The organism is Enterobacter sp. 22499 (assembly GCF_052044815.1).
Lineage (GTDB): Bacteria > Pseudomonadota > Gammaproteobacteria > Enterobacterales > Enterobacteriaceae > Enterobacter > Enterobacter bugandensis.
Genome location: NZ_JBQENR010000005.1, coordinates 191,532 through 217,417, shown reverse-complemented (window position 1 = coordinate 217,417; position 25,886 = coordinate 191,532). Strand labels below are relative to the sequence as shown.

The following is a 25,886-nucleotide window of genomic DNA, read 5'->3' as shown; positions in this document are numbered from 1 at the left end:
TCTGTGCGGTGATTTATCATCGTGATTGATGAATTGCATCACAAAATAATCCACATAAATGAAATACGCGTTTTTACTGCGCAAAATTTGTCTCTGCCACAGCTAACGAGTAGACTTCGTGCCCTTGTCTGAAATCGGAGAAAAACTCATGAGCGAAACGGCCACCTGGCAGCCGAGCGCATCCATCCCAAATCTGTTAAAACGCGCCGCAATTATGACGGAGATCCGCCGTTTCTTTGCCGACCGCGGCGTCCTGGAGGTGGAAACCCCGTGCATGAGTCAGGCAACGGTAACGGATATTCATCTTGTCCCGTTTGAAACCCGTTTTGTTGGCCCAGGCCACTCCCAGGGCATGAATCTGTATCTGATGACCAGCCCGGAATATCACATGAAGCGCCTGCTGGCGGCGGGGTGTGGTCCGGTGTATCAGCTGTGCCGCAGCTTCCGTAATGAAGAGATGGGGCGTCACCACAACCCGGAATTCACCATGCTGGAGTGGTACCGCCCGCACTATGATATGTACCGCCTGATGAATGAGGTGGACGATCTGCTGCAGCAGGTACTGGACTGCTCAGAAGCCGAAACGCTCTCCTATCAGCAGGCCTTCCAGCGCCATCTGGAAATCGATCCGCTGTCGGCGGACAAAGCCCAGCTGCGTGAAGTGGCGGCAAAACTGGATCTGAGCAACGTGGCGGATACCGAAGAGGATCGCGACACGCTGCTGCAGCTGCTGTTCACCTTCGGCGTGGAACCGCAGATTGGCAAAGACCGTCCGACGTTTGTCTATCACTTCCCGGCAAGCCAGGCGTCTCTGGCGCAGATCAGCACCGAAGATCACCGCGTGGCAGAGCGTTTTGAGGTTTACTACAAAGGCATCGAGCTGGCGAACGGCTTCCACGAGCTGACCGACGCGCGCGAACAGCAGCAGCGTTTCGAGCAGGATAACCGTAAGCGCGCCGCACGCGGTCTGCCGCAGCAGCCGATTGATGTTAACTTGCTGGAAGCATTAAAAGCCGGTCTGCCGGATTGCTCCGGCGTGGCGCTGGGCGTGGATCGTCTGGTCATGCTGGCGCTGGGCGCCGAGCAGCTGGGCGATGTGATTGCCTTTACGGTCGATCGCGCCTAAAGCATGGCCGGGTGGCGCTGTCGCTTACCCGGCATATAGTTTCTGTGGCAATTTTCCTTTCCATTTCTTCTTCGCAACATTAAAAACTGCCATTTTCTCTGTACACGGGTCTTTTTCTTAAATTGCCTCGTATAGCCACAATATTAGTCTGGTCATCTGCTACCATCCGCGCAGTTTAATTCCTCTTCGGATGGTTATATGTCCCAGTCACTCAAAAAGATGACCCTCACCGGGCTCATTCTGATGATTTTTACGTCAGTTTTTGGCTTTGCCAACAGCCCGTCGGCTTTCTATCTGATGGGCTACAGCGCGACGCCGTTTTATATCGTTTCTGCTCTGTTCTTCTTTATCCCGTTTGCGCTGATGATGGCGGAGATGGGCTCGGCTTACCGGAAAGAAGAGGGCGGTATCTATTCATGGATGAACAACAGCATCGGCCCGCGCTACGCGTTTATCGGCACGTTTATGTGGTTCTCCTCCTACGTCGTCTGGATGGTCAGCACGGCGGCCAAAGTCTGGGTGCCGTTCTCCACGTTTCTTTTCGGCGCGGATAAAACGCAGGTCTGGTCTTTAGCCGGGCTGAGCTCCACGCAGGTGGTCGGGATTCTGGCGGTGTGCTGGATGGTGGTGGTGACGCTGGTGGCGTCAAAAGGCATCAACAAAATTGCCCGTATCACCGCCGTTGGCGGTATTTCCGTGATGTGCCTGAACCTGGTGCTGCTGCTGGTGAGTATCGCCATTCTGTGCCTGAACGGCGGACACTTCGCGCAGGAGGTGAACTTCGTTTCGTCGCCTAATCCGGGCTATCAGTCCGGGCTGGCCATGCTCTCCTTCGTGGTATTTGCCATTTTTGCCTACGGCGGTATTGAAGCGGTAGGTGGGCTGGTCGATAAGACCGAGAACCCGGAAAAAAACTTTGCCAAAGGGATTATTTTTGCCGCCATCGTGATTTCCATCGGCTATTCGCTGGCGATTTTCCTCTGGGGCGTTAGCACTAACTGGCAGCAGGTGTTGAGTAACAATACCACTAACCTCGGGAACATCACCTACGTGCTGATGAAAAGCCTGGGAATGACGCTGGGTAACGCCATGCACCTGACGCCGGAAGCATCGGCCACCCTGGGGATCTGGTTTGCGCGCATTACCGGCCTGTCGATGTTCCTTGCCTATACCGGCGCGTTCTTCACGCTAATCTACTCGCCGCTGAAAGCAATCATCCAGGGTACGCCAAAGGCGCTGTGGCCGGCACGCATGACGCAGCTCAATACCGCAGGCATGCCTGCCAACGCCATGTGGATGCAGTGTCTGCTGGTGTGTGTGTTCATTCTGCTGGTGTCATTTGGCGGTGATACCGCGTCTGCGTTCTATAATAAGCTGACCCTGATGGCGAACGTATCGATGACGCTGCCGTACCTGTTCCTGACGCTGGCGTTCCCGTTCTTTAAGGCGAAGCGGGATCTTGAGCGTCCGTTTGTGATCTTCAAAACCCGCGCGGCAACGCTGCTGGCGACCACGGTGGTGGTGCTGGTCGTGGCATTTGCCAACATCTTTACCGTTATTCAGCCCGTGGTTGAGGCGAACGACTGGAACAGCGCGCTGTGGATGGTCGGTGGGCCAGTCTTCTTCTCGCTGCTGGCGATGGGGATTTATGAGAATTACCGCCGGCGCTCAATGGCGTACGTCACGGAAGTGGCGTAGCGGTAAAATACCCCTCCCGAAAGGGAGGGGAGAACGATTACAGACTTCCCGCCGGGCGCGATCTTGCCGCCGACGTGAGCGTTTTACCCATCTTGCGTCCGTCCATGCTTTCCAGACGCATCTGGAACGGTGGGAACGGCATATCAATACCATGCTCGCGGAATCCCGCCAGAATCAGCTGGTGGATCTCATGGCGCAGCGGCATGCGGTGCCCCATTTCGGCGGCGTAGATACGCAGTTCGAAAATCTGGATCCCCTGCTGTAAATCAACCAGGAATACTTCCGGCGCAGGGTTATCGAGCACCAGCGTACAGCGTTCAGCGGCGGTGTATAGGATCTGCGTGACCTCTTCACTGTTGGCATCCGACGGCGCCGGTACCGTCAGCACCACGCGCGTAACGGAGTCCGACAGGGACCAGTTGATAAACTGCTCGGTAATAAATGCCTTGTTCGGCACGATGATCTCTTTACGGTCCCAGTCGCTGATCGTGGTGGCGCGGGTGTTGATCTTCGTTACGCTCCCGGTCAGATCGCGGATCGTCACCGTATCGCCAATGCGAATCGGCTTTTCAAACAGGATGATCAGGCCGGATACAAAGTTAGCGAAAATCTCCTGCATGCCAAAGCCAAGGCCAAACGTCAGCGCGGCCACCAGCCACTGCAGTTTAGACCACTCAATACCAATCATTGAGAACCCGACCATTCCGCCAAACAGCAGTATCAGGTATTTCGTAATGGTCGTAATGGCGTATCCCGTGCCGGGGGTTAAATCCAGATGCTGCAGCAGCGCCAGCTCCAGCAGTGCCGGGAAGTTACGCACCAGCTGGGTGGTGATGATCAGCACCAGAATGGCAATCAGCACCGCGCCTAAGGTGATCGGCTCCAGGCTTTCAACGCCCTGCACCGTGGACGTCACGTCCCACAGAGAGATGTTCTCCAGGAAGCCAAACGCGGAGTGAATTTCCGACCACAGGAAGATCACCGACAGAAGGGCAATCAGCATCAGGAGGGAGCGCACCAGGCGCAGAGACTGGGTACTGATGGCATCCAGATCCAGTTCGACCTCGTCCGCATCCATCGTGCCTTCCGTGCTGTTGACATGGGTTGGCTCTTCCTCGCCACGGGCACGCTGAGCGAGGATCTCTGCCCGGCGATGCTTGGCGCGGTCAAAGGCCAGACGGCGGCGCTGGATCAGCATCCCGCGCCGGATCACGTGATACACCACCAGCAGCAGGAACCAGATCGCCACCGACGTTTCCAGTCGCGCCAGCAGCGCCTGCGAGGTTGCCAGGTAACCTACCGCTGCTGCCAGCATCGCAATCAGAGGAGCGCTCAGCAGCAGGTTCCAGAGCAGCCGGTTGAACATGTTGTCGCCGCTGCCGGATTTATCCAGATAGAGCGGTATCCCCGCGCGTTTCAGGCTGAGCGTGACGATGGCCAGCGCGCCGCAGATCAGCATAAAGCAGAGGCGCCCCAGCGAGCCTGAGAATTCCCGGTCGTTGAGATTATCAAACATGATCAGCGCCATAATCAGCGGCACAATCAGCCCGATGCTCATCAGGTAATAGCGCATGGCGCGCGCCACGCGGTTACGAGGCCAGCCAAAGTGGGCGATGAACAGGCCGTTAGGCCGCGCGAACGTCGCGCAAATCATCACCACCCACAGCAACGGTACCGTGGCGGTGACGCCATCGCCAATGGCGACCGCGAGCGGATAGGGCCAGGCTTCCCGCAGGCCATAGCCAAGCGTCATCCACAGCACCGGTAGCGGAGACGCGACGAGAATCGACCAGAACACGGTGCGCAGCGTCAGCCAGAAGTGATCCTGAGTGACTTTCCCCACCCGCGCGCTGGAACGCTCCAGGAAGCGGGTGAAATGTCTGCGCGAATAAATGCTGAAGCCTACCAGAACCAACGCGCCCAGCAGCGGGAAAATCGTCTCTTTACTGGTCAGCATCATCACGCTGGCCTGTCCGAGCTGGCTAAAGGTGTCGAGGGAAATCAGGCGGCGCAGATCCTGAACGATCTCAATTGGCCACGAGAAGGTCATTGGACGTACGTCGGATGTCCAGAAGAGATAACGGTGCGTAGCCTCGTTCACCTCTTTCAGCGCGTCTTCCAGCTGGCTGTTAGAGACCTTGAGCTTAGTCAGTTCCAGAATCAGCGTATCCCCGCCCTGCAGCAGGGAGTTCAGCAGTTCGCGCTGGGTGCGCAACTGGGCTTCCAGAATACGGTTTTGCTCGCTGGTCAGAGGTTGTCCGTCAGCCTGACGGATCTGGCGTATTTGCGGCTGCTTATTGAGAAGATCTTCAAAGTGCAGTCGCTGCACGCGCAGCTGGGCCATCTCGGTATCCAGCTGCTGCGGTTTCGGCATTTCCGGCAGGCGCGCGACCTGGGCGCGTAACGCTTCGCCCAGCAGGTTTGATGACCCGAGCCACTGGGACTGCTCGCGCAGGGTGTTGAGCGCCTGGCGCACCTGCAGGGTTTGATTCGTCGCCTGACGCTGCTGGGAGGCAACCAGATCCATACGCTGCGCCTGCTGATTCAGGGCGGCAGAAAGCTCGCGGTTGACCTTAAACTGATCGACGATACCTTCCGGCAGATTGGCGCTGTTTTCCGCCAGCAGCTCGGTGCTTTCAAGCGCTCGCTCGGCTTCGCGCTGGCGCTGGCTGTTAAGCAAATTACGCAGGGCCTGAAGGTACGCATCCAGCTGCTCGCTCTGCTTCTGAGCGAGTTCAGAGCGCATCCGCGCCAGCTCCTGGCGGTTGTTGGCGGAAAGCTGCGCCAGCTCCAGCTCATCCACAAGGGCCTTCAGACGGGCAGATTCCGCCTGCAGACCCAGATTTTGCGCCTGAGCCTGCGGCGTGTTGCCGCTTTGCGTACCCACGCGGCGCTCAACGTCGTTTAGCTGGCGGCGGGCGTCGGTTTGCTGCTGCGGAAGCTGGCTGAGGGAGTCGGCAATTTCACGCGCTCGCTCCTGCTCCTGCTGAGCCAGGCGGCTCTTTTCCAGAAGTTGGCTGCTGACCTGCAGGATTTCCTGGTTCAGGGCGTCGGTGGTCATGCCTTCCGGCACTTCGCGCGGCTCATCGCGCAGATTAGCGAGTTGCGCGCGCAGCGTTTGCGAGAGTTTAGGGAAGTTGTCGATAACCTGCTGATACTGCTGAGCGCGCTCAAGCGAGCCTTTCCGCTCTTCAAGCGCGTTCAGTGCGGACTGGAGTGACTCAACGGTCTCTGGCTGAGCGGGTTTAGCCGCTTTCGCCTGCTCCAGCTCTTGGGTTATCTGTTTGGCGTCGGGGGCTGTCGCTGCGTACGCCCCCATACTGAGGCACCAGGCCATCAGTAGAACGATAATCGGGCGCACGTCAGCGATCCTTCTGTTGTTAGCCTTCGTCTTTTTTGTCGTCAACCAGCGGGCTGGCGTCGTGCTCGGCGTCGATCTCTTCTTGCGGCAGCGGAGCAGGTTCTGCATCCGGCGTCACGAAGGTTTCGGTAGAGACCGCCAGCGGCTGACCCAGTTTGGTGACCGACAGGCTTTCGAGCTGCTCCGCCAGCTTCACTTTGCCCGGCGCAAACAGGTTGATGACGGTAGAGCCCAGCTTGAAGCGACCCATCTCCTGGCCTTTCAGCAGGGCGACAGAGCCTTCTTCTTCACCGGCAGGCCACGTCCAGCGCTTGATCACGCCTTCACGCGGCGGGGTAATGGTGCCAGCCCAGACGGTTTCGATGCTGCCGACAATGGTCGCGCCAACCAGAATCTGCGCCATAGGGCCGAATTCAGTATCGAACAGGCAGATGACACGTTCGTTACGGGCAAACAGGTTCGGTACGTTTTGCGCGGTCAGGTGGTTCACGGAGAACAGATCGCCCGGCACGTAGATCATCTCACGCAGGATACCGTTACACGGCATGTGTACGCGGTGGTAGTCGCGCGGTGACAGATAGGTGGTGGCAAAGGTGCCGTTGCGGAACAGGTCCGCCATCAGGTAATTGCCCGCCAGCAGCGCTTCCAGGCTGTAGTTATGGCCCTTCGCCTGCAGAATTTTGTCGTCTTCGATGTTACCCAACTGGCTGATCACGCCGTCTGCTGGCATCACCAGGACGTTAGGGTCGGTGTTCAGCGGGCGCACTTCGTCGCGCAGCGGGCGCACGAAAAACTCGTTGAACGTGCGGTAGCTGGCGGTGTCCGGCTTCTGCGCTTCTTTCATGTCGACCTTGTAATACTTAACGAAAAGGTCGATGACCAGTTTGGTCAGCCAGCCCGCGCGTTTGCTTGCGCCCCAGCCCGCCAGGCGAGTGAGCCACAGTTTTGGCAGAATGTATTGAAGCGAAAGTTTAAATGCGTTTAACAAGGTAGCCTCCAGGCCATTGTTTTGTCGTTCCTGATCCGGCAGTAAGCCGCCGGAACCTGAAAAAAGGGGACGATTTTAGCGATGCTTAGCTTAGTTGTCAGTTATCAGAATCAGAAAAGTTTTTACGCGTTTTTACCTGATCCATGCTCTCAAGAATGCGGTGGTAATTCTCGAAGCGGGTCTCCGCGATTTCACCTTTCTCAACCGCTTCGCGGATAGCGCAGCCTGGATCGTTATCGTGTTTGCAGTCGCGGTATTTGCAAGCGCCTAAATAATCATGGAATTCGACAAATCCATTAAAGATTTGTTCCGGCTCAAGATGCCATAAACCGAATTCACGCACGCCCGGTGAGTCGATTACATCGCCGCCGTGAGGGAAATGATAGAGACGTGAGGCGGTGGTGGTGTGCTGGCCCAGACCCGAGACGTCAGACACATCGTTAGTGAGGATCTCCTGCTGGAGGCCGAGAAGGTTGTTTAGCAGGCTCGATTTCCCCACGCCGGACTGACCCGCAAAGATGCTGATGCGATCGGTAAGCGCCTCTTCCAGCGGTTTCAGTCCGTCTTTGGTGTAGCTGGACACCATCAGAACGCGGTAGCCAATCTTGCGGTAGATATCCATCTGCTCATTAACGAAAGCCATGCCTTCGTCATCCAGCAGATCGATTTTGTTCAGCACGATAATCGGTTCAACCTGCAGCGTTTCACAGGCGACAAGGTATCGGTCGATAATATTGAGCGAAAGTTCGGGCAAAATCGCCGATACGATGACAATCTGGTTAATGTTGGCGGCAATCGGCTTCACCCCGTCGTAAAAATCGGGACGGGTTAACACGGACGTACGCTCATGGACCGCTTCAACGATACCTTTTACCGTAACGCCCTCTGCCGCCTCTTTACCCGGTCGCCAGACGACGCGGTCGCCGGTCACCAGAGAACGAATGGTCCGGCGAATGTTACAGCGGTGGATTTCGCCATCAGCGGATTCCACGTCGGCGTGCATACCGAAACGGCTGATGACTACGCCTTCCGTTGGTTCGCCAAACAGGTTGTCGTCGTAATCGACCTTCTCCGAAGTGGTTTTAAGACGGCGCTGATGATTGGCATTCACGCGGCGCTGCTGCCCTTTGGAGAGTTTATTTTTACTCAATCGCACTGGCTCCTGGTCGCCCGTAAGGGGCAAAACCTCTATGATACACTCTAATTAATACTAGTTAACCTGCTACTGCCGGTTATGCGAGAAGGGTGGAAAATAACATGAGCGCGGATGAAAACAACCTGATTTGGATCGATCTCGAAATGACCGGGCTGGATCCCGAGCGCGATCGCATTATTGAGATTGCAACTCTGGTGACCGATGCAAACCTGAATATCCTTGCCGAAGGGCCAACGATTGCGGTGCATCAGTCCGACGACCAGCTTGCGCTGATGGATGAGTGGAACGTGCGTACCCACACCGGCAGCGGTCTTGTCGAGCGCGTGAAGGCGAGCACGCTGGGCGATCGCGAGGCGGAACTGGCGACGCTCGAATTTCTGAAGCAGTGGGTACCAGCGGGTAAATCGCCGATCTGCGGGAACAGCATCGGTCAGGATCGCCGTTTCCTCTTCAAGTACATGCCGGAGCTGGAGTCTTACTTCCATTACCGCTATCTGGACGTGAGCACCCTGAAAGAGCTGGCGCGCCGCTGGAAACCTGAAATTCTTGATGGCTTTAAAAAACAGGGTACGCACCAGGCGATGGACGATATCCGCGAGTCTGTTGCGGAACTCGCGTACTACCGCGAAAACTTTATTAAGCTGTGATTTTGAGATCCGGCACCTTGCGTGGCCGGGTTTTTGTCGTTAAATTGTTCAGCTTGCCGATTAAATAAGCACTTGAACTGAATTTCGAAAAAATCACTTTAAGGGGGGTTGCAGCTAAAAGGATTTCTCGTATAATGCGCCTCCCGTAACGACAGAGAATTACACGTTACGACAGCAACAAAAGCAGTACAGATTTGCGGGAATAGCTCAGTTGGTAGAGCACGACCTTGCCAAGGTCGGGGTCGCGAGTTCGAGTCTCGTTTCCCGCTCCAAAATTTGAAGGTGCTTCCACAGCACAGACTGCCCAAGCGGGAATAGCTCAGTTGGTAGAGCACGACCTTGCCAAGGTCGGGGTCGCGAGTTCGAGTCTCGTTTCCCGCTCCAAAATTTGAAAGTGCTTCTAAAGCACGGACCACCCAAGCGGGAATAGCTCAGTTGGTAGAGCACGACCTTGCCAAGGTCGGGGTCGCGAGTTCGAGTCTCGTTTCCCGCTCCAAATTCTTCTTCATCTCTAAAATATCCACAGCGAAAAGACGCGCTGGGGACGTTTTCTATTGCATCTGAAATACTCTTGTAAACAGAGTTATCCACAGAATTCTCGCTTTACCCAAACCGTACAGAAAGTTAGCAGGGTGAATAATATCTTCCCAAGTTACTGTATTAATTGGATAAAATTTCATTTCAAAATGTTATTGAGATCACTTGACCTCTTCTCAAGTCCAGATGGCGCTTGAGTTTTTATTTTTATACACAGGCTGTGAATATATCACGCATCCCGCGTAAGCCCTTTTTCAATCACCCTAACCAGCCGCTGTTTCTTAGGAAGCTGCACCTCGACCACGCAGGCATTTCGCTTCTCGATTTGCTGCGCAATCGCCCATTCTATGTGTTCATCAAGAAGTGGGTGCTCACCTCTACGGCTTTCGAGCGCCTGAATATTCGCTTCATCCCACGGGGCATTGCCCAGCGCGACGGCCACGTTTCGCAGCCAGCGCAGGTGGCCGATACGCCGAATAGCGGAACCTTCCGTCACCTTCAGGAACCAGGCTTCGGTCCAGGCGAACAGCTCAATAAGCTGTGGCGCATGCAGCGCTTTACGCGGGCTGAAGTCCTCTTCGTCCGTCAGCTGTGAATAGCGGTTCCACGGGCAAATCAGCTGGCAGTCGTCGCAGCCGTAGATCCGGTTGCCGATAAGCGGTCGGAATTCTTCCGGGATCGCCCCTTCGAGTTCGATGGTGAGATATGAAATACAGCGGCGCGCATCGACGGTGTACGGCTCAACGATGGCGCCCGTCGGGCAGATGGTCATGCAGGCCACGCAGCGGCCACAGCCTTCCTCTACCGGGCCGTCTACCGGCAGGGGTAAATCTATCAGCAGCTCACCGAGGAAGAAGAACGATCCGGCGTCGCGGCTCAGGATAAGTGAGTGCTTACCTGTCCAGCCAAGTCCGGCTTTTTCGGCGATCGGGCGCTCAAGAACAGGCGCGGAATCGACAAAGGGTCTAAAATTCAGCGAATCACAGTGCTGCTGAATGGTTTCCCCGAGTTTTTTTAAGCGGTTACGCAGAAGCTTATGGTAATCACGTCCCAGAGCGTACCGGCTGACGTAACCCAGGGAGGGATTTTTTAGCGTGCGCGCAAAGGCCGCGTTGGCAGGCAGGTAGTTCATGCGCACGCTGATGACGCGTAGTGTACCCGGTAAAAGTTCATGTGGACGGGCGCGCATCATGCCGTGACGCGCCATCCACTCCATTTCGCCGTGGTATTGTTTGTCCAGCCAGGCCTGCAGTTTTGGCTCGCTGGCAGAGAGGTCGGTATCGGTAATGCCTACCTTCTGGAAGCCAAGCTCAGCACCCCACTGTTTTATTTTTTGCGCTAATTCATTGAGATCGAGGGGCTGTGACATGACGGACCATACGGTGAAGAAAAACCCCGCAAGTATACCACATTCCATCTGGCATGCGGATGACCTCCGGCGCGCCGAAAAAGAGGCCGCAGACAGTCTCGGCATTACCCTTTATGAACTGATGCAGCGCGCGGGAGAGGCGGCGTTTAACGTTGCCCGCAGCGCGTACCCGCAGTCCACTCACTGGCTGATTTTGTGCGGGCACGGCAATAACGGCGGCGACGGCTACGTCGTTGCGCGTCTTGCCGTTGCAGCCGGTCTCCGCGTTACCCTGCTGGCGCTGGAGAGTGATAAGCCCCTGCCGGAAGAGGCCTGCGCGGCGCGGGAGGCATGGCTGAACGCAGGCGGCGTGATTCATGCTCCTGATATCGTCTGGCCGGAAGATGTTGATCTGATTGTTGATGGTCTGCTGGGGACCGGGCTACGCAGCGCGCCTCGCGAAAACATTGCCGCGCTTATTGAACACGCTAACGGGTACTCTGCACCGGTAATCGCGTTGGATATTCCGTCGGGCCTGATCGCGCAGACCGGCGCGACGCCTGGCGCCGTTATTCAGGCTGCGCACACCGTGACCTTTATCGCTCTGAAGCCGGGCCTGTTAACCGGAAAAGCGCGGGATGTGGTCGGCGTATTGCACCATAACGCGCTGGGGCTGGAGAGCTGGCTCGTTGGACAGGAAACGCTCCTGTCGCGCTTTGATTCCTCGCAGCTAAAAGAGTGGCTTCCGCCGCGCCGCCCAACGTCTCACAAGGGCGATAACGGCAGGCTGGTGATTATTGGTGGCGATCGCGGTACGGCAGGAGCGGTTCGCATGACCGGTGAGGCGGCACTTCGCAGCGGTGCCGGGTTAGTGCGAGTACTCACTCGCATTGAAAATATTGCGCCAATCATCACAGCCCGACCGGAACTGATGGTCCATGAGCTTACGCCCCAGACGCTGGAAGAAAGCCTCGAATGGGCGGATGTGGTGGTTATTGGTCCCGGGCTTGGACAACAGACATGGGGTAAACAGGCCCTGCAAAAGGTCGAGAATTTTCGTAAACCGATGCTGTGGGATGCCGACGCGCTTAACCTTCTGGCAATAAATCCGGATAAGCGTCACAATCGCATTCTGACGCCACACCCCGGCGAAGCCGCGCGCCTGCTTAACTGCAGCGTGGCAGAAATTGAAAGCGATCGCTTACTTTCTGCGCAGCGTCTGGTAAAACGTTACGGAGGTGTTGCCGTTTTGAAAGGGGCAGGCACCGTTGTCGCCAGTGACGAGACGCAGGGCATTATTGATGCTGGAAATGCGGGCATGGCGAGCGGCGGTATGGGCGATGTGCTTTCAGGCATCATCGGCGCATTGCTTGGACAGAAACTTCCCCTTTATGATGCAGCCTGTGCGGGCTGCGTGGCCCACGGCGCGGCAGCTGACAGGCTTGCTGCGCGGGAGGGGACACGCGGTATGCTGGCCACCGATCTCTTTTGCACGCTGCGGCGTGTTGTTAACCCGGATGTGATTGACGTAGAAAATGACTAATCGAGCGATTCCTTTACCTGATGAACAAGCCACTTTAGATCTCGGCAAGCGCGTGGCGCAGGCCTGTCAGGGGGCAACCGTCATTTATCTGTATGGCGATTTAGGTGCGGGTAAAACCACCTTCAGCCGGGGTTTTTTGCAGGCGTTAGGGCATAACGGGAACGTGAAAAGCCCTACCTACACGCTGGTCGAGCCGTACACCCTCGACAATCTTATGGTGTACCACTTTGATTTATACCGCCTTGCGGATCCTGAGGAGCTGGAATTTATGGGGATCCGTGATTATTTTGCCAACGACGCCATCTGCCTGGTGGAGTGGCCGCAACAAGGTGCGGGTGTGCTGCCTGACCCGGATGTCGAAATTCACTTAGATTACCAGGCTCAAGGGCGTGAGGCTCGCATCAGTGCGGTTTCCTCATCAGGGTGTTCCTTACTGGCGCGTCTCGCCGGTTAAGAGTAGGGATGACGGGATGATTAGTCGCGTTAAAGGTTGGGTGTTGGCTGCGACGGTGCTGCTGTGCGCGCAGGCCGGGGCGGCAAGCCTTTCGGATATTCAGGTGTCAAACGGCGAAAGCCAGGCGCGGATTACGTTCAGCTTTATGGGCGACCCTGAATACGCGTTTTCACAGCCAGACAGCCACAGCGTGGCGCTGGATATCAAACAGACAGGCGTGATCCAGGGGTTACCGCTGCGGTTCAGCGGTAACAACCTGGTGAAAAGTATCCGCTCGGGTACCCCTCAGGACAGCCAGTCGCTGCGCCTGGTGGTCGATCTGACCGAAAAGGGCAAAACGAAGGCGGTGAAGCAGCAAAACGGGGCGAACTATACGGTGGTCTTCACCATCAATGCCGATGTTCCGCCGCCTCCGCCGCCACCGGTTGTCGCGAAACGCGTGGAAGAACCGGTGTATACGCCTCGCCCATCGGAACCTGCGCGTAATCCGTTTAAATCGCAGAACGATCGCATCACCGCGGCAACCAGCAGTAACACGGTAACGCGTCCGGCGGTCAGCGCACGGCGTACGGTCAGCGGTGACAAAGTAATTATCGCCATTGATGCCGGGCACGGTGGACAGGATCCTGGAGCGATTGGCCCGGGCGGCACGCGAGAGAAAAATGTCACTATTGCGGTGGCCCGCAAGCTGCGGACGCTGTTAAACGATGATCCGATGTTTAAAGGCGTACTAACCCGCGACGGCGACTATTTTATCTCTGTGATGGGCCGCTCAGACGTGGCGCGTAAGCAAAACGCCAATTTCCTGGTCTCCATTCACGCGGATGCCGCGCCGAACCGTAACGCGACGGGCGCCTCGGTATGGGTCCTGTCGAACCGCCGGGCAAACAGCGAAATGGCCAACTGGCTGGAAGAGCATGAGAAACAGTCTGAACTGTTAGGCGGCGCGGGTGATGTGCTGGCAAACAGCCAGTCTGACCCATACCTCAGCCAGGCGGTGCTGGATTTACAGTTCGGTCATTCTCAGCGCGTCGGGTATGATGTCGCCACTAACGTATTGAACCAGTTGCAGGGCATCGGGGCATTGCATAAGCGCCGCCCTGAACATGCGAGCCTGGGCGTTCTGCGCTCGCCGGATATTCCGTCAATTCTGGTAGAGACGGGCTTTATCAGCAATAACAGTGAAGAGCGCCTGCTGGGCAGCGACAGCTATCAGCAGCAAATTGCCGAAGCGATTTATAACGGTTTACGTAAATATTTTGAGGCGCATCCTCTGCAGTCCGCGCCGCAGGGCGGAGCAGCCCAGACGGCCAGCGCCGCGCAGCCGGGTGGGTTGACCGCCACAAATTAAGGAGATTTCATGCCGATTCAGGTTCTGCCGCCGCAGCTCGCGAACCAAATCGCCGCCGGTGAGGTGGTGGAACGCCCTGCGTCGGTGGTGAAGGAGCTGGTTGAAAATAGCCTCGATGCGGGCGCCACCCGCATTGATATTGATATCGAACGCGGCGGCGCAAAGCTTATCCGCATTCGCGACAACGGCTGCGGCATCAAAAAAGAGGAGCTGGCGCTGGCGCTGGCGCGTCATGCCACCAGTAAAATTGCCTCTCTGGATGACCTGGAAGCGATTATCAGCCTCGGTTTTCGCGGAGAAGCGCTGGCCAGTATCAGCTCGGTTTCTCGTTTAACGCTGACCTCCCGCACCGCTGAACAGCAGGAAGCCTGGCAGGCCTACGCTGAAGGGCGAGATATGGACGTCACGGTCAAACCCGCGGCGCACCCTGTCGGTACTACGCTGGAAGTTCTGGACCTGTTCTACAATACTCCCGCCCGCCGCAAGTTTATGCGTACCGAAAAAACCGAGTTCGGCCATATCGACGAGATCATCCGCCGAATTGCGCTTGCCCGTTTCGACGTCACCATCAACCTCAGCCATAACGGCAAGGTGATGCGCCAGTACCGCGCGGTGGCTGAAGGTGGTCAGAAAGAGCGACGGTTAGGCGCTATCTGCGGGACCCCGTTCCTGGAGCAGGCGTTGGCTATCGAGTGGCAGCACGGCGATCTGGCTTTACGCGGCTGGGTGGCCGATCCGAACGCCAGTAGCGCGGCGTATTCTGAAATTCAGTATTGCTACGTGAACGGCCGCATGATGCGCGACCGCCTGATTAACCACGCCATTCGCCAGGCCTGCGAAGACAAGCTCGGGGCCGATCAGCAACCGGCCTTTGTGCTTTATCTGGAGATCGACCCGCATCAGGTGGATGTCAACGTCCATCCTGCCAAGCATGAAGTACGGTTCCATCAGTCGCGTCTGGTGCATGATTTTATCTACCAGGGCGTGCTGAGCGTGCTGCAACAGCAGCTTGAACCCACGCTGCCGCTGGAAAAAGAAGACTCCGCACCGCGCCCCATTCCGGAAAACCGTGTCGCGGCAGGCCGCAACCATTTTGCGGAGCCTGCCGTCGCGCGTGAACCAGACGCCCCGCGTTTCTCCTCTGCAGGAGCCGCGCCGCGTCCGACGGGCGTGAACTACCCGAACGCTCAGCCCGGCTATCAGAAGCAGCAGGGGGCGCTGTACCGTAAACTGCTGGAAACGCCCGCAGTCGAGCGCAAAGAGCACGTTTCGGTGGCGACACCTTCCCTTGAAGGCCATAGCCAGAGTTTTGGCCGGGTGCTGACGATTATCGCACCGGATATGGCCCTGCTTGAGCGCGACGGCAAACTGCTGCTTCTGGCGCTGCCGGTTGCCGAACGCTGGCTCAAGCAGGCGCAACTGACGCCGGGGGAAAATGCGGCCTGTGCGCAGCCGTTATTGATCCCGGTTCGCCTGAAACTATCCGCTGAAGAAACAAGGGTATTGCAGCGTGCAGAGGCCCAGCTGGCGCAAATGGGCATTGAAATTGTGCTCGAACCACAACATGTGACAATTCGCGCAGTGCCTTTACCCTTACGCCAACAAAATTTACAAAACTTGATTCCTGAACTGATAGGCTACCTGGCGCAGCAAACATCGTTGGAGGCTGCCAACACTGCGCAGTGGATCGCCCGCCATCTGGCCAGCGAACATTCACCGTGGAGTATGGCGCAGGCGATTACCGTGCTGGCGGAGGTGGAACGCCTCTGCCCACAGCTGGTGAAAGCGCCGCCGGGTGGGTTATTACAACCTGTTGATTTAAAAACGGCGATGACCGCCCTGAAACATGACTGACGTAAGCAAGGCGAGCCTGCCAAAGGCAATTTTTTTAATGGGCCCAACGGCCTCTGGCAAAACAGCGTTAGCCATTGAGTTACGTAAAGTTTTGCCTGTAGAGTTGATTAGCGTTGATTCCGCCCTCATCTATCGAGGGATGGACATCGGCACGGCGAAGCCCGGCGCAGACGAACTGCGTGCGGCACCGCACCGTTTGCTGGATATACTCGACCCGGCAGAGGCTTACTCCGCAGCGGATTTCCGCCGGGATGCCTTAGCTGAGATGGCCGAGATAACGGCGGCGGGGCGTATACCGCTGTTGGTTGGCGGAACCATGCTCTACTTCAAGGCGCTGCTCGAAGGTTTGTCACCCTTACCTTCTGCAGATCCTGAAATCAGAGCAAAGATTGAGCAGCAGGCGGCAGAGCAGGGGTGGGACGCATTGCATAAGCAACTGGCAGAAATTGACCCGGTTGCGGCGGCGCGAATCCATCCAAACGATCCGCAAAGGCTTTCCCGGGCACTGGAAGTTTTTTTCATTTCGGGTAAAACTTTAACGGAACTGACGCAAACGTCAGGAGACGCTCTGCCGTATCAGGTGCATCAGTTCGCCATCGCCCCGGCGAGCCGTGAACTGCTCCATCAACGAATTGAGCAGCGTTTTCATCAGATGTTGGCTTCAGATTTTGAAGCAGAAGTGCGGGCGCTATTTGCCCGTGGAGATTTGCATACGGATATGCCTTCCGTTCGTTGTGTGGGATACCGCCAGATGTGGTCGTATCTTGAAGGTGAGATTTCATACGATGAAATGGTTTATCGAGGTGTTTGCGCCACGAGACAGTTAGCGAAGCGCCAGATCACCTGGTTGCGCGGTTGGGATGGGGTTCACTGGTTAGACAGTGAAAAACCGCAACAGGCGTTAAACGATGTGATTGAGGTTGTTGGTGATATCGCCCACTGAATGTGTACAATTGAGACGTATCGTGCGCAATTTTTCAGAATCGCAAGGTTCTAAGTACAAAACAAGCATATAAGGAAAAGATAGAATGGCTAAGGGGCAATCTTTACAAGATCCGTTCCTGAACGCATTGCGTCGGGAACGTGTTCCAGTTTCTATTTATTTGGTGAATGGTATTAAGCTGCAAGGTCAGATTGAGTCTTTCGATCAGTTCGTGATCCTGTTGAAAAACACGGTCAGCCAGATGGTCTACAAGCACGCTATCTCTACTGTTGTTCCGTCCCGTCCGGTCTCTCATCACAGCAATAACGCTGGCGGCGGCACAGGCAGTAACTACCATCATGGCAGCAACGCGCAGGGTTCTTCTGCTCCTGCGCAGGACAGCGACGAGACCGAATAAGGTTTTAGCTGTTATCCACACGGGGAGCCAGGGATCCTGCGTTCCCCGCTGATCTTTTTAGAGAGGTTTACGCTTGTTTGACCGTTATGATGCCGGTGAGCAGGCGGTGCTGGTACACATCTATTTTTCGCAAGACAAAGATATGGAAGACCTCCAGGAGTTTGAATCTCTGGTCTCTTCCGCCGGTGTCGAAGCAATGCAGGTGATTACCGGTAGCCGTAAAGCGCCGCACCCAAAGTATTTTGTTGGTGAAGGTAAAGCAGTAGAAATTGCGGATGCCGTAAAAGCAACCGGCGCGTCAGTCGTGTTGTTTGATCATGCGCTGTCTCCAGCCCAGGAACGCAACCTGGAAGCTCTCTGCGAGTGCCGTGTTATCGATCGCACGGGATTGATTTTAGATATTTTTGCTCAGCGTGCCCGTACCCACGAGGGGAAACTGCAGGTTGAGCTGGCGCAGTTGCGCCATCTGGCGACGCGTCTGGTGCGTGGCTGGACCCACCTTGAAAGACAAAAAGGCGGGATTGGTTTGCGCGGTCCGGGTGAAACCCAGCTCGAAACCGACCGCCGTTTGCTGCGTGGCCGTATTACCCAGATCCTCTCACGTCTGGAACGTGTCGAGAAACAGCGTGAACAGGGGCGTCGGGCGCGAACCAAAGCCGACATCCCCACGGTGTCGCTGGTGGGCTATACCAACGCCGGTAAATCCACCCTGTTTAACCAGATAACCGAGGCCCAGGTGTATGCCGCAGACCAGCTGTTTGCGACCCTGGACCCGACGCTGCGCCGCATTGACGTTGCAGACGTGGGTGAAACAGTGCTGGCGGATACCGTAGGGTTTATCCGCCATCTGCCGCACGATCTGGTGGCGGCGTTTAAGGCGACGTTGCAGGAGACGCGTCAGGCGACCCTGCTGCTGCACGTGATTGATGCGGCTGACGTACGCGTGCAGGAGAACATCGATGCGGTGAACGTGGTGCTGGAAGAAATTGACGCCCACGAAATTCCCACCCTGTTGGTGATGAATAAGATCGATATGCTGGAGGATTTCGAACCGCGTATCGACCGTGATGAAGAGAACAAACCGATTCGGGTCTGGCTTTCTGCTCAGGCCGGAATCGGTGTGCCACTGCTTTTCCAGGCTTTGACAGAACGTCTTTCCGGTGAGGTAGCTCAGCACACGCTGCGACTGCCGCCACAGGAAGGCAGGCTGCGCAGCCGGTTTTATCAGCTTCAGGCGATAGAAAAAGAGTGGATGGAGGATGACGGCAGCGTGGGGATGCAGGTGCGTATGCCGATCGTTGACTGGCGTCGCCTCTGTAAACAAGAACCTGCGCTGGCGGACTATATCGTCTGATCAGAAAGGGGAAGCCTGAAAAATTCGCCCTTGCATAACAAATATGGAGCATATACATGGCGTGGAATCAGCCCGGTAATAACGGACAAGACCGCGACCCGTGGGGAAGCAGCAATAATCAAGGCGGCAACTCTGGGGGAAATGGCAACAAAGGTGGTCGCGAGCAGGGGCCGCCGGATCTGGATGATATCTTCCGCAAGCTGAGCAAAAAGCTTGGTGGCCTTGGCGGAGGAAAAGGTTCTGGCTCGGGTGGCAGTTCCAGCCAGGGGCCGCGCCCGCAATTAGGTGGCCGTCTGGTGGGCATCGTTGCTGCCGGGCTGGTGATCGTCTGGGCTGCCAGCGGGTTCTACACCATTAAAGAAGCAGAACGCGGCGTGGTCACCCGTTTCGGTAAGTTCAGCCACCTGGTTGAGCCGGGCCTGAACTGGAAGCCGACCTTCATTGACGACGTGACTGCGGTAAACGTGGAATCCGTCCGTGAACTGGCCGCCTCCGGCGTGATGCTGACGTCTGACGAGAACGTGGTGCGCGTTGAGATGAACGTGCAGTACCGCGTGACCGATCCTGAGCGTTATCTGTTTAGCGTGACCAGCGCCGATGACAGCCTGCGTCAGGCGACCGACAGTGCCCTGCGTGGTGTGATCGGCAAATACACCATGGACCGCATCCTGACCGAAGGTCGTACCGTTATTCGTAGCGATACCCAGCGCGAGCTGGAAGAGACGATTCGTCCGTACAACATGGGTATCACCCTGCTGGACGTCAACTTCCAGGCTGCACGTCCGCCGGAAGAGGTGAAGGCCGCGTTTGACGATGCGATTGCTGCCCGTGAAAACGAACAGCAGTACATCCGCGAAGCAGAAGCGTACACCAACGAAGTTCAGCCGCGTGCTAACGGCCAGGCGCAGCGTATTCTGGAAGAGGCGCGTGCGTATAAGACCCAGACCATCCTGGAAGCTCAGGGTGAAGTGGCTCGCTTTGCGCGCATCCTGCCGGAATACAAAGCCGCGCCGGAAATTACCCGCGAGCGTCTGTATATCGAGACTATGGAAAAAGTGCTGAGCCACACCCGCAAAGTGCTGGTTAACGACAGCAAAGGAGGAAACCTGATGGTTCTGCCGCTGGATCAGATGCTGAAAGGCGGTTCTGCACCGGCAGCGAAAGACACCAGCGGAGCGAACAACCTGCTGCGTCTGCCGCCAGCCTCATCAGGCAGCTCCAGCGCGAACACAACGCCTTCTTCGAACGATGGTGACATTATGGACCAACGCCGTGCTAACGCGCAGCGTAACGACTACCAGCGTCAGGGGGAATAAGGATGCGTAAGTCAGTTATTGCGATCATCGTCATCGTACTGGTCGTGCTGTATACCTCGATCTTTGTGGTGAAAGAGGGCGAGCGTGGGATCAAGTTCCAGTTCAGCAGCGTCGTGCGTGATGGCGACAAACGTCCGGTGATTTACGAGCCGGGCCTGCACTTCAAGGTGCCGTTCATTCAGTCTGTTAAAACGCTTGATGCGCGTATCCAGACCATGGATAACCAGGCCGACCGTTTCGTGACTAAAGAGAAGAAAGACCTGATCGTTGATTCTTACATCAAATGGCGTATCAGCGATTTCAGCCGTTACTTCCTGGCAACGGGCGGCGGTGACGTGTCTCAGGCAGAAGTGCTGCTGAAACGTAAGTTCTCTGACCGTCTGCGTTCTGAAATTGGTCGTCTTGATGTGAAAGACATCGTGACCGACTCCCGCGGTCGTCTGACCCTGGAAGTGCGCGATGCGCTGAACTCCGGTACAGCGGGCACCGAAGACGAAGTGGCAACGCCAGCAGCGGATGACGCGATTGCTAAAGCGGCCGAACGCGTTCAGGCTGAAACCAACGGTAAAGTGCCGGTGATCAACCCGAACAGTATGGCGGCGCTGGGTATCGAAGTGGTTGACGTGCGTATCAAGCAGATCAACCTGCCAGCGGAAGTGTCCGAGGCGATCTACAACCGTATGCGCGCCGAGCGTGAAGCGGTTGCCCGTCGTCATCGTTCACAGGGTCAGGAAGAGGCTGAAAAACTGCGTGCGGCAGCGGACTATGAAGTGACCAAGACGCTGGCGGAATCTGAACGTCAGGGCCGTATCCTGCGCGGTGAAGGCGATGCGGAAGCGGCGAAGCTGTTTGCCGATGCATTCAGCCAGGATCCAGACTTCTACGCCTTTATCCGTAGCCTGCGCGCTTACGAGAATAGCTTTAAGAGCAACCAGGACGTGATGGTGCTCAGCCCGGACAGCGATTTCTTCCGTTATATGAAGACGCCGACCAACGCAACGCGATAAACTCAGGCTCGTTTGAGTATTCAAACCACCGCTCCCAACGGAGCGGTGGTTTTCTTTTATAAGGATGAAAAATGAATTCAACGATCTGGCTCGCGCTGGCCCTGGTTCTGGTGCTGGAAGGTCTCGGCCCGATGCTCTATCCGCGCGCATGGCGTCGTATGATCGCGACCATGAGCCAGCTACCGGATAATATTTTGCGTCGTTTCGGCGGTGGTCTTGTGGTTGCCGGTATCGTTATCTACTACATGTTGAGGAAAACGATTGGCTGATCAAAAACTAGCCGCAATTGGCGTATTTTAAGGTCAAAAAGTGCTGTATATCTGAAAAAGCGATGGTAGAATCCATTTTTAAGCAAACGGTGATTTTGAAAAAAATGGGTAACAACGTCGTCGTACTGGGCACCCAATGGGGTGACGAAGGTAAAGGGAAGATTGTCGATCTTCTGACTGAACGGGCTAAATATGTTGTACGCTACCAGGGCGGTCACAACGCAGGCCATACTCTCGTAATCAACGGTGAAAAAACCGTCCTCCATCTTATTCCATCAGGCATTCTTCGCGAAAACGTCACCAGCATCATCGGTAACGGCGTTGTGCTGTCTCCTGCTGCGCTGATGAAAGAGATGAAAGGTCTGGAAGACCGTGGTATCCCTGTTCGTGAGCGTCTGCTGCTCTCCGAAGCCTGCCCGCTGATCCTGGACTATCACGTGGCGCTGGACGTGGCGCGTGAAAAAGCGCGTGGCGCGAAAGCGATTGGCACCACCGGTCGTGGTATCGGCCCGGCTTACGAAGATAAAGTTGCACGTCGCGGTCTGCGCGTGGGCGACCTCTTCGACAAAGCGACCTTCGCTGAAAAACTGAAAGAAGTGATGGAATATCACAACTTCCAGCTGGTGAACTTCTACAAAGCTGACGCTGTTGACTACCAGAAAGTGCTGGATGACGTCATGGCGATTGCAGATATTCTGACCGGTATGGTTGTTGATGTGTCCGATCTGCTGGACCAGGCGCGCAAGCGTGGCGATTTCGTCATGTTCGAAGGTGCGCAGGGTACGCTGCTGGACATCGACCACGGTACCTATCCGTACGTTACTTCTTCTAACACCACCGCGGGTGGCGTGGCGACCGGCTCCGGCCTGGGTCCACGTTATGTGGATTACGTTCTGGGCATCATCAAAGCGTACTCCACTCGCGTGGGTGCGGGTCCATTCCCGACCGAACTGTTTGATGAAACCGGCGAGTTCCTGTGCAAGCAGGGTAACGAGTTTGGCGCGACCACCGGTCGTCGTCGTCGTACCGGCTGGCTGGATGCGGTTGCCGTGCGTCGCGCAGTGCAGATCAACTCCCTGTCTGGCTTCTGCCTGACCAAGCTGGACGTGCTGGACGGCCTGAAAGAAGTGAAAATCTGCGTAGGCTACCGTATGCCAGATGGCCGCGAAGTGACCACCACTCCGCTGGCTGCTGACGACTGGGAAGGCATTGAGCCAATCTACGAAACCATGCCAGGCTGGTCTGAGACCACTTTCGGTGTGAAAGAGCGTAGCGGCCTGCCTCAGGCGGCGCTGGATTACATCAAGCGCATTGAAGAACTGACCGAAGTGCCGATCGATATTATTTCTACCGGCCCGGATCGTACTGAAACGATGATCCTGCGCGACCCGTTCGACGCATAATCTTCGTGACTGCTGGCCTGCGGGGAGACCCGTAGGCCGGATAAGCGTAGCGCCAACCGGCGACCGCTCCTGGATCTCCGCTTTTTCGCCCCGTCTGTCAAATAAATTAGCCGCTAACTATCTGGCTGGTTTATCATCATTAATGAATATCTCTGCGGTTTAACCGCGTTTTCCCTTTTTCCTGAGGTTGATGTGCAGTTAACAAGTTTCACCGATTACGGCTTACGCGCGCTGATTTACATGGCGTCGTTACCCGAAGGGAAGATGACCAGTATCTCTGAAGTCACAGAGGTATACGGTGTGTCCCGTAATCATATGGTCAAAATAATCAATCAACTTAGCCGTGCCGGATACGTTGCTGCCGTCCGCGGGAAGAATGGAGGGATCCGTCTTGGTAAACCGGCACAGAGTATTCGTATCGGGGATGTGGTACGCGAGCTGGAGCCCTTGTCTCTGGTGAACTGCAGCAGCGCGTTCTGCCACATTACGCCCGCTTGCCGCCTGAAACAGGCGCTTTCTAAGGCCGTGCAAAGTTTTCTCAAGGAACTGGATAACTACACGCTGGCCGATTTGGTTGAAGAGAATCAACCACTTTATAAATTATTGCTGGTGGAATGAAGAAAATTTCCACCGGAGCTGACAACGGAGGAACCGACATGTCACAAGATCCTTTCCAGGAACGCGAAGCCGAAAAATACGCGAATCCTATCCCCAGCCGCGAGTTCATCATTGAACACTTAACAAAACGCGAAAAACCCGCCAATCGTGAAGAACTTGCCGTTGAATTAAATATTGAAGGTGAAGAGCAAATTGAAGCCCTTCGCCGCCGCCTGCGCGCGATGGAGCGTGACGGGCAACTGGTCTTTACCCGCCGCCAGTGCTACGCGCTGCCGGAACGCCTCGATCTGCTGAAAGGGACCGTCATTGGTCACCGCGATGGCTTTGGCTTCCTGCGCGTGGAAGGCCGTAAGGACGACCTTTACCTCTCATCCGAACAGATGAAAATGTGCATTCACGGCGACCAGATCCTGGCGCAGCCGCTGGGTGCAGACCGTAAAGGCCGCCGCGAAGCGCGCGTGGTTCGCGTGCTGGTGCCAAAAACCAGCCAGATTGTGGGCCGCTACTTTACCGATGCGGGCGTAGGCTTCGTGGTGCCTGACGACAGCCGTCTGAGCTTCGATATTCTGATCCCACCTGAAGAGGTGATGGGCGCGCGTATGGGCTTTGTGGTGGTGGTTGAACTCACCCAGCGTCCGACCCGTCGCACCAAAGCGGTCGGTAAAATCGTCGAAGTGCTGGGCGATAACATGGGCACCGGCATGGCCGTCGATATGGCGCTGCGTACCCATGAAATTCCGTATGTCTGGCCGAAAGCGGTCGAAGAGCAGATCGAAAACCTGCGCGAAGAAGTACCGGAAGAGTCCAAAGCGGGCCGTGTGGATCTCCGCTCCCTGCCGCTGGTCACCATTGATGGTGAAGACGCCCGCGACTTCGATGATGCCGTGTACTGCGAGAAAAAACGCGGCGGCGGATGGCGTCTGTGGGTGGCCATTGCTGACGTAAGCTATTACGTGCGTCCGCACACGCCGCTGGATAACGAAGCGCGCAGCCGTGGTACGTCGGTCTACTTCCCGTCGCAGGTGGTACCGATGCTGCCGGAAGTGCTCTCCAACGGCCTGTGCTCCCTGAACCCGCAGGTTGACCGTCTCTGTATGGTATGTGAGATGACCATCTCCACCAAAGGGCGCTTAACGGGCTACAAATTCTACGAAGCGGTAATGAGCTCGCACGCGCGTCTGACCTATACCAAGGTCTGGCATATGCTGCAGGGCGACCAGGACCTTCGCGAGCAGTACGCACCGCTGGTTAAACACATTGAAGAGCTGCATAACCTCTACAAAACGCTGGAGCAGGCGCGCGAAGAGCGCGGCGGGATCTCCTTTGAGAGCGAAGAAGCGAAGTTTATCTTCAACGCCGAGCGCCGCATTGAGCGTATCGAACAGACCCAGCGTAACGATGCGCACAAGCTGATCGAAGAGTGTATGATTCTGGCGAATATCTCGGCGGCACGCTTCGTTGAGAAAGCCAAAGAACCTGCGCTGTTCCGTATTCACGATAAGCCGACCACGGAAGCCATTACGTCGTTCCGCTCCGTGCTGGCTGAGCTCGGTCTGGAGCTGCCGGGCGGTAACAAGCCTGAGCCGCGCGATTACGCCGAACTGCTGGAATCCATTAGCGACCGTCCTGACGCGGAAATGCTGCAGACGATGCTGCTGCGCTCCATGAAGCAGGCGATTTACGATCCGGAAAACCGGGGGCACTTCGGCCTGGCGTTGCAGTCTTACGCGCACTTTACCTCGCCGATCCGTCGCTATCCGGATCTGTCACTGCACCGCGCGATCAAGTATCTGCTGGCGCAGGAGCAGGGCCACAAAGGCAACACGACCGAAACCGGTGGCTATCACTACTCCATGGACGAAGTGCTGCAACTGGGTCAGCACTGTTCCATGACCGAGCGCCGTGCGGATGAAGCGACGCGCGACGTGGCGGACTGGCTGAAGTGTGACTTTATGCTGGATCAGGTGGGCAACGTCTTTAAGGGCGTGATTGCCAGCGTGACCGGCTTTGGGTTCTTTGTTCGTCTGGATGAGCTGTTTATCGACGGTCTGGTGCACGTCTCCAGCCTGGATAACGACTACTACCGCTTCGACCAGGTCGGCCAGCGTCTGATTGGCGAATCAGGCGGCCAGACCTACCGTCTGGGCGATCGCGTGGAAGTGAAGGTCGAAGCCGTGAATATGGACGACCGTAAAATCGACTTCAGCCTGATTTCCAGCGAGCGCGCACCGCGTAACGTCGGTAAAACCGAGCGTGAAAGGGCGAAAAAAGGCGGAAACGGCAAAGCGAGCGGTAAACGTCGCCAGGCGGGCAAAAAGGTAAACTTCGAGCCGGACAGCGCGTTCCGCGGCGAGAAGAAACAGAAGCCAAAGGCGGCGAAGAAAGAGGCTCGCTCAGCGAAAAAGCCTTCCGCGAAAACGCAGAAAATCGCTGCCGCGACAAAAGCGAAGCGCGCAGCCAAGAAAAAGCAGGCGGAATAATTCTCCCCTCACCCTGACCCTCTCCCCAACCGGGAG

Annotated in this window: 20 protein-coding genes and 3 tRNA genes; 19 read left to right on the top strand and 4 right to left on the bottom strand. The window is 56.4% G+C overall.

Annotation, left to right across the window (positions count from 1 at the left end):
* Nucleotides 1-148 precede the first annotated feature (148 nt).
* On the top strand, nt 149-1,126 hold the full coding sequence (gene epmA / locus ACTJI7_RS16240) for an elongation factor P--(R)-beta-lysine ligase (protein ID WP_041911493.1): 978 nt from the start codon (nt 149-151) through the stop codon (nt 1,124-1,126).
* 198 nt (nt 1,127-1,324) lie between these two features.
* Complete coding sequence (yjeM, locus tag ACTJI7_RS16235; protein ID WP_045261278.1) at nt 1,325-2,824, top strand: glutamate/gamma-aminobutyrate family transporter YjeM; 1,500 nt, start codon at nt 1,325-1,327, stop codon at nt 2,822-2,824.
* 37 nt (nt 2,825-2,861) lie between these two features.
* Here yjeM and mscM read toward each other — a convergent pair whose 3' ends face one another.
* The 3 genes from mscM to rsgA all read right to left on the bottom strand — a co-directional run bounded on the left by mscM (nt 2,862) and on the right by rsgA (nt 8,323).
* Nucleotides 2,862-6,185, bottom strand: a complete 3,324-nt coding sequence (mscM, locus tag ACTJI7_RS16230) for a miniconductance mechanosensitive channel MscM (protein ID WP_048999792.1) — start codon at nt 6,183-6,185, stop codon at nt 2,862-2,864.
* A gap of 19 nt (nt 6,186-6,204) precedes the next feature.
* Nucleotides 6,205-7,173, bottom strand: coding sequence for an archaetidylserine decarboxylase (asd, locus tag ACTJI7_RS16225; protein WP_028015245.1), 969 nt, complete (start codon nt 7,171-7,173; stop codon nt 6,205-6,207).
* 97 nt (nt 7,174-7,270) lie between these two features.
* Nucleotides 7,271-8,323 (bottom strand): small ribosomal subunit biogenesis GTPase RsgA, encoded by a 1,053-nt coding sequence (gene rsgA / locus ACTJI7_RS16220; protein ID WP_032644955.1) that lies wholly within the window; start codon nt 8,321-8,323, stop codon nt 7,271-7,273.
* A 107-nt stretch (nt 8,324-8,430) separates the two neighbouring features.
* Here rsgA and orn point away from each other — a divergent pair, with 107 nt between their 5' ends.
* The 4 genes from orn to ACTJI7_RS16200 all read left to right on the top strand — a co-directional run bounded on the left by orn (nt 8,431) and on the right by ACTJI7_RS16200 (nt 9,472).
* Entirely contained in the window at nt 8,431-8,976 is a 546-nt protein-coding gene (gene orn, locus ACTJI7_RS16215) for an oligoribonuclease (protein ID WP_028015247.1), read from the top strand.
* A gap of 196 nt (nt 8,977-9,172) precedes the next feature.
* Nucleotides 9,173-9,248, top strand: a tRNA-Gly gene (locus tag ACTJI7_RS16210).
* Between the two features lie 36 nt (nt 9,249-9,284).
* A tRNA-Gly gene (locus ACTJI7_RS16205) sits at nt 9,285-9,360 on the top strand.
* Nucleotides 9,361-9,396: 36 nt separating this feature from the next.
* Nucleotides 9,397-9,472: transfer RNA gene (locus ACTJI7_RS16200), tRNA-Gly, on the top strand.
* Nucleotides 9,473-9,742: 270 nt separating this feature from the next.
* Here the strand turns inward: ACTJI7_RS16200 and queG are convergent.
* Nucleotides 9,743-10,882 (bottom strand): tRNA epoxyqueuosine(34) reductase QueG, encoded by a 1,140-nt coding sequence (gene queG, locus ACTJI7_RS16195; RefSeq protein WP_028015248.1) that lies wholly within the window; start codon nt 10,880-10,882, stop codon nt 9,743-9,745.
* Here queG and nnr point away from each other — a divergent pair.
* The 13 genes from nnr (at nt 10,881) to rnr (ending at nt 25,850) form a co-directional block, all read left to right on the top strand.
* Nucleotides 10,881-12,404 carry a bifunctional ADP-dependent NAD(P)H-hydrate dehydratase/NAD(P)H-hydrate epimerase gene (nnr, locus tag ACTJI7_RS16190; protein WP_193051146.1) on the top strand — a complete coding sequence of 508 codons (1,524 nt, stop codon included), beginning with the start codon at nt 10,881-10,883 and terminating at the stop codon, nt 12,402-12,404. The genes queG and nnr overlap by 2 nt on opposite strands.
* Nucleotides 12,397-12,858 carry a tRNA (adenosine(37)-N6)-threonylcarbamoyltransferase complex ATPase subunit type 1 TsaE gene (gene tsaE, locus ACTJI7_RS16185; RefSeq protein WP_028015250.1) on the top strand — a complete coding sequence of 154 codons (462 nt, stop codon included), beginning with the start codon at nt 12,397-12,399 and terminating at the stop codon, nt 12,856-12,858. The genes nnr and tsaE overlap by 8 nt, the downstream gene beginning before the upstream one ends.
* Before the next feature lie 16 nt (nt 12,859-12,874).
* Nucleotides 12,875-14,209: an N-acetylmuramoyl-L-alanine amidase AmiB gene (amiB, locus tag ACTJI7_RS16180; protein ID WP_028015251.1), complete on the top strand. Its 1,335-nt coding sequence runs from the start codon at nt 12,875-12,877 to the stop codon at nt 14,207-14,209.
* A gap of 9 nt (nt 14,210-14,218) precedes the next feature.
* Complete coding sequence (gene mutL / locus ACTJI7_RS16175; RefSeq protein WP_440670688.1) at nt 14,219-16,063, top strand: DNA mismatch repair endonuclease MutL; 1,845 nt, start codon at nt 14,219-14,221, stop codon at nt 16,061-16,063.
* On the top strand, nt 16,056-17,006 hold the full coding sequence (miaA, locus tag ACTJI7_RS16170) for a tRNA (adenosine(37)-N6)-dimethylallyltransferase MiaA (protein WP_063154920.1): 951 nt from the start codon (nt 16,056-16,058) through the stop codon (nt 17,004-17,006). Before mutL ends, miaA begins: the two co-directional genes overlap by 8 nt.
* An 85-nt stretch (nt 17,007-17,091) precedes the next feature.
* On the top strand, nt 17,092-17,403 hold the full coding sequence (gene hfq, locus ACTJI7_RS16165) for an RNA chaperone Hfq (protein ID WP_013095287.1): 312 nt from the start codon (nt 17,092-17,094) through the stop codon (nt 17,401-17,403).
* Between the two features lie 73 nt (nt 17,404-17,476).
* Nucleotides 17,477-18,757: a ribosome rescue GTPase HflX gene (gene hflX / locus ACTJI7_RS16160; protein ID WP_023331851.1), complete on the top strand. Its 1,281-nt coding sequence runs from the start codon at nt 17,477-17,479 to the stop codon at nt 18,755-18,757.
* A gap of 56 nt (nt 18,758-18,813) precedes the next feature.
* Nucleotides 18,814-20,073, top strand: coding sequence for an FtsH protease activity modulator HflK (hflK, locus tag ACTJI7_RS16155; RefSeq protein WP_028015254.1), 1,260 nt, complete (start codon nt 18,814-18,816; stop codon nt 20,071-20,073).
* 2 nt (nt 20,074-20,075) lie between these two features.
* Nucleotides 20,076-21,080 (top strand): protease modulator HflC, encoded by a 1,005-nt coding sequence (hflC, locus tag ACTJI7_RS16150; protein ID WP_028015255.1) that lies wholly within the window; start codon nt 20,076-20,078, stop codon nt 21,078-21,080.
* 71 nt (nt 21,081-21,151) lie between these two features.
* Nucleotides 21,152-21,349, top strand: a complete 198-nt coding sequence (locus ACTJI7_RS16145) for a DUF2065 domain-containing protein (RefSeq protein ID WP_003855996.1) — start codon at nt 21,152-21,154, stop codon at nt 21,347-21,349.
* A 104-nt stretch (nt 21,350-21,453) separates the two neighbouring features.
* A complete protein-coding gene (locus tag ACTJI7_RS16140; protein ID WP_006178975.1) occupies nt 21,454-22,752 on the top strand; it encodes an adenylosuccinate synthase in 1,299 nt (432 codons plus the stop codon).
* Between the two features lie 192 nt (nt 22,753-22,944).
* The gene (gene nsrR, locus ACTJI7_RS16135) at nt 22,945-23,370 is read left to right on the top strand and encodes a nitric oxide-sensing transcriptional repressor NsrR (RefSeq protein WP_028015256.1); all 426 of its coding nucleotides are present in this window, start codon (nt 22,945-22,947) and stop codon (nt 23,368-23,370) included.
* A 38-nt stretch (nt 23,371-23,408) separates the two neighbouring features.
* Complete coding sequence (gene rnr, locus ACTJI7_RS16130) at nt 23,409-25,850, top strand: ribonuclease R (protein WP_047364108.1); 2,442 nt, start codon at nt 23,409-23,411, stop codon at nt 25,848-25,850.
* The last annotated feature ends 36 nt before the right edge of the window (nt 25,851-25,886 follow it).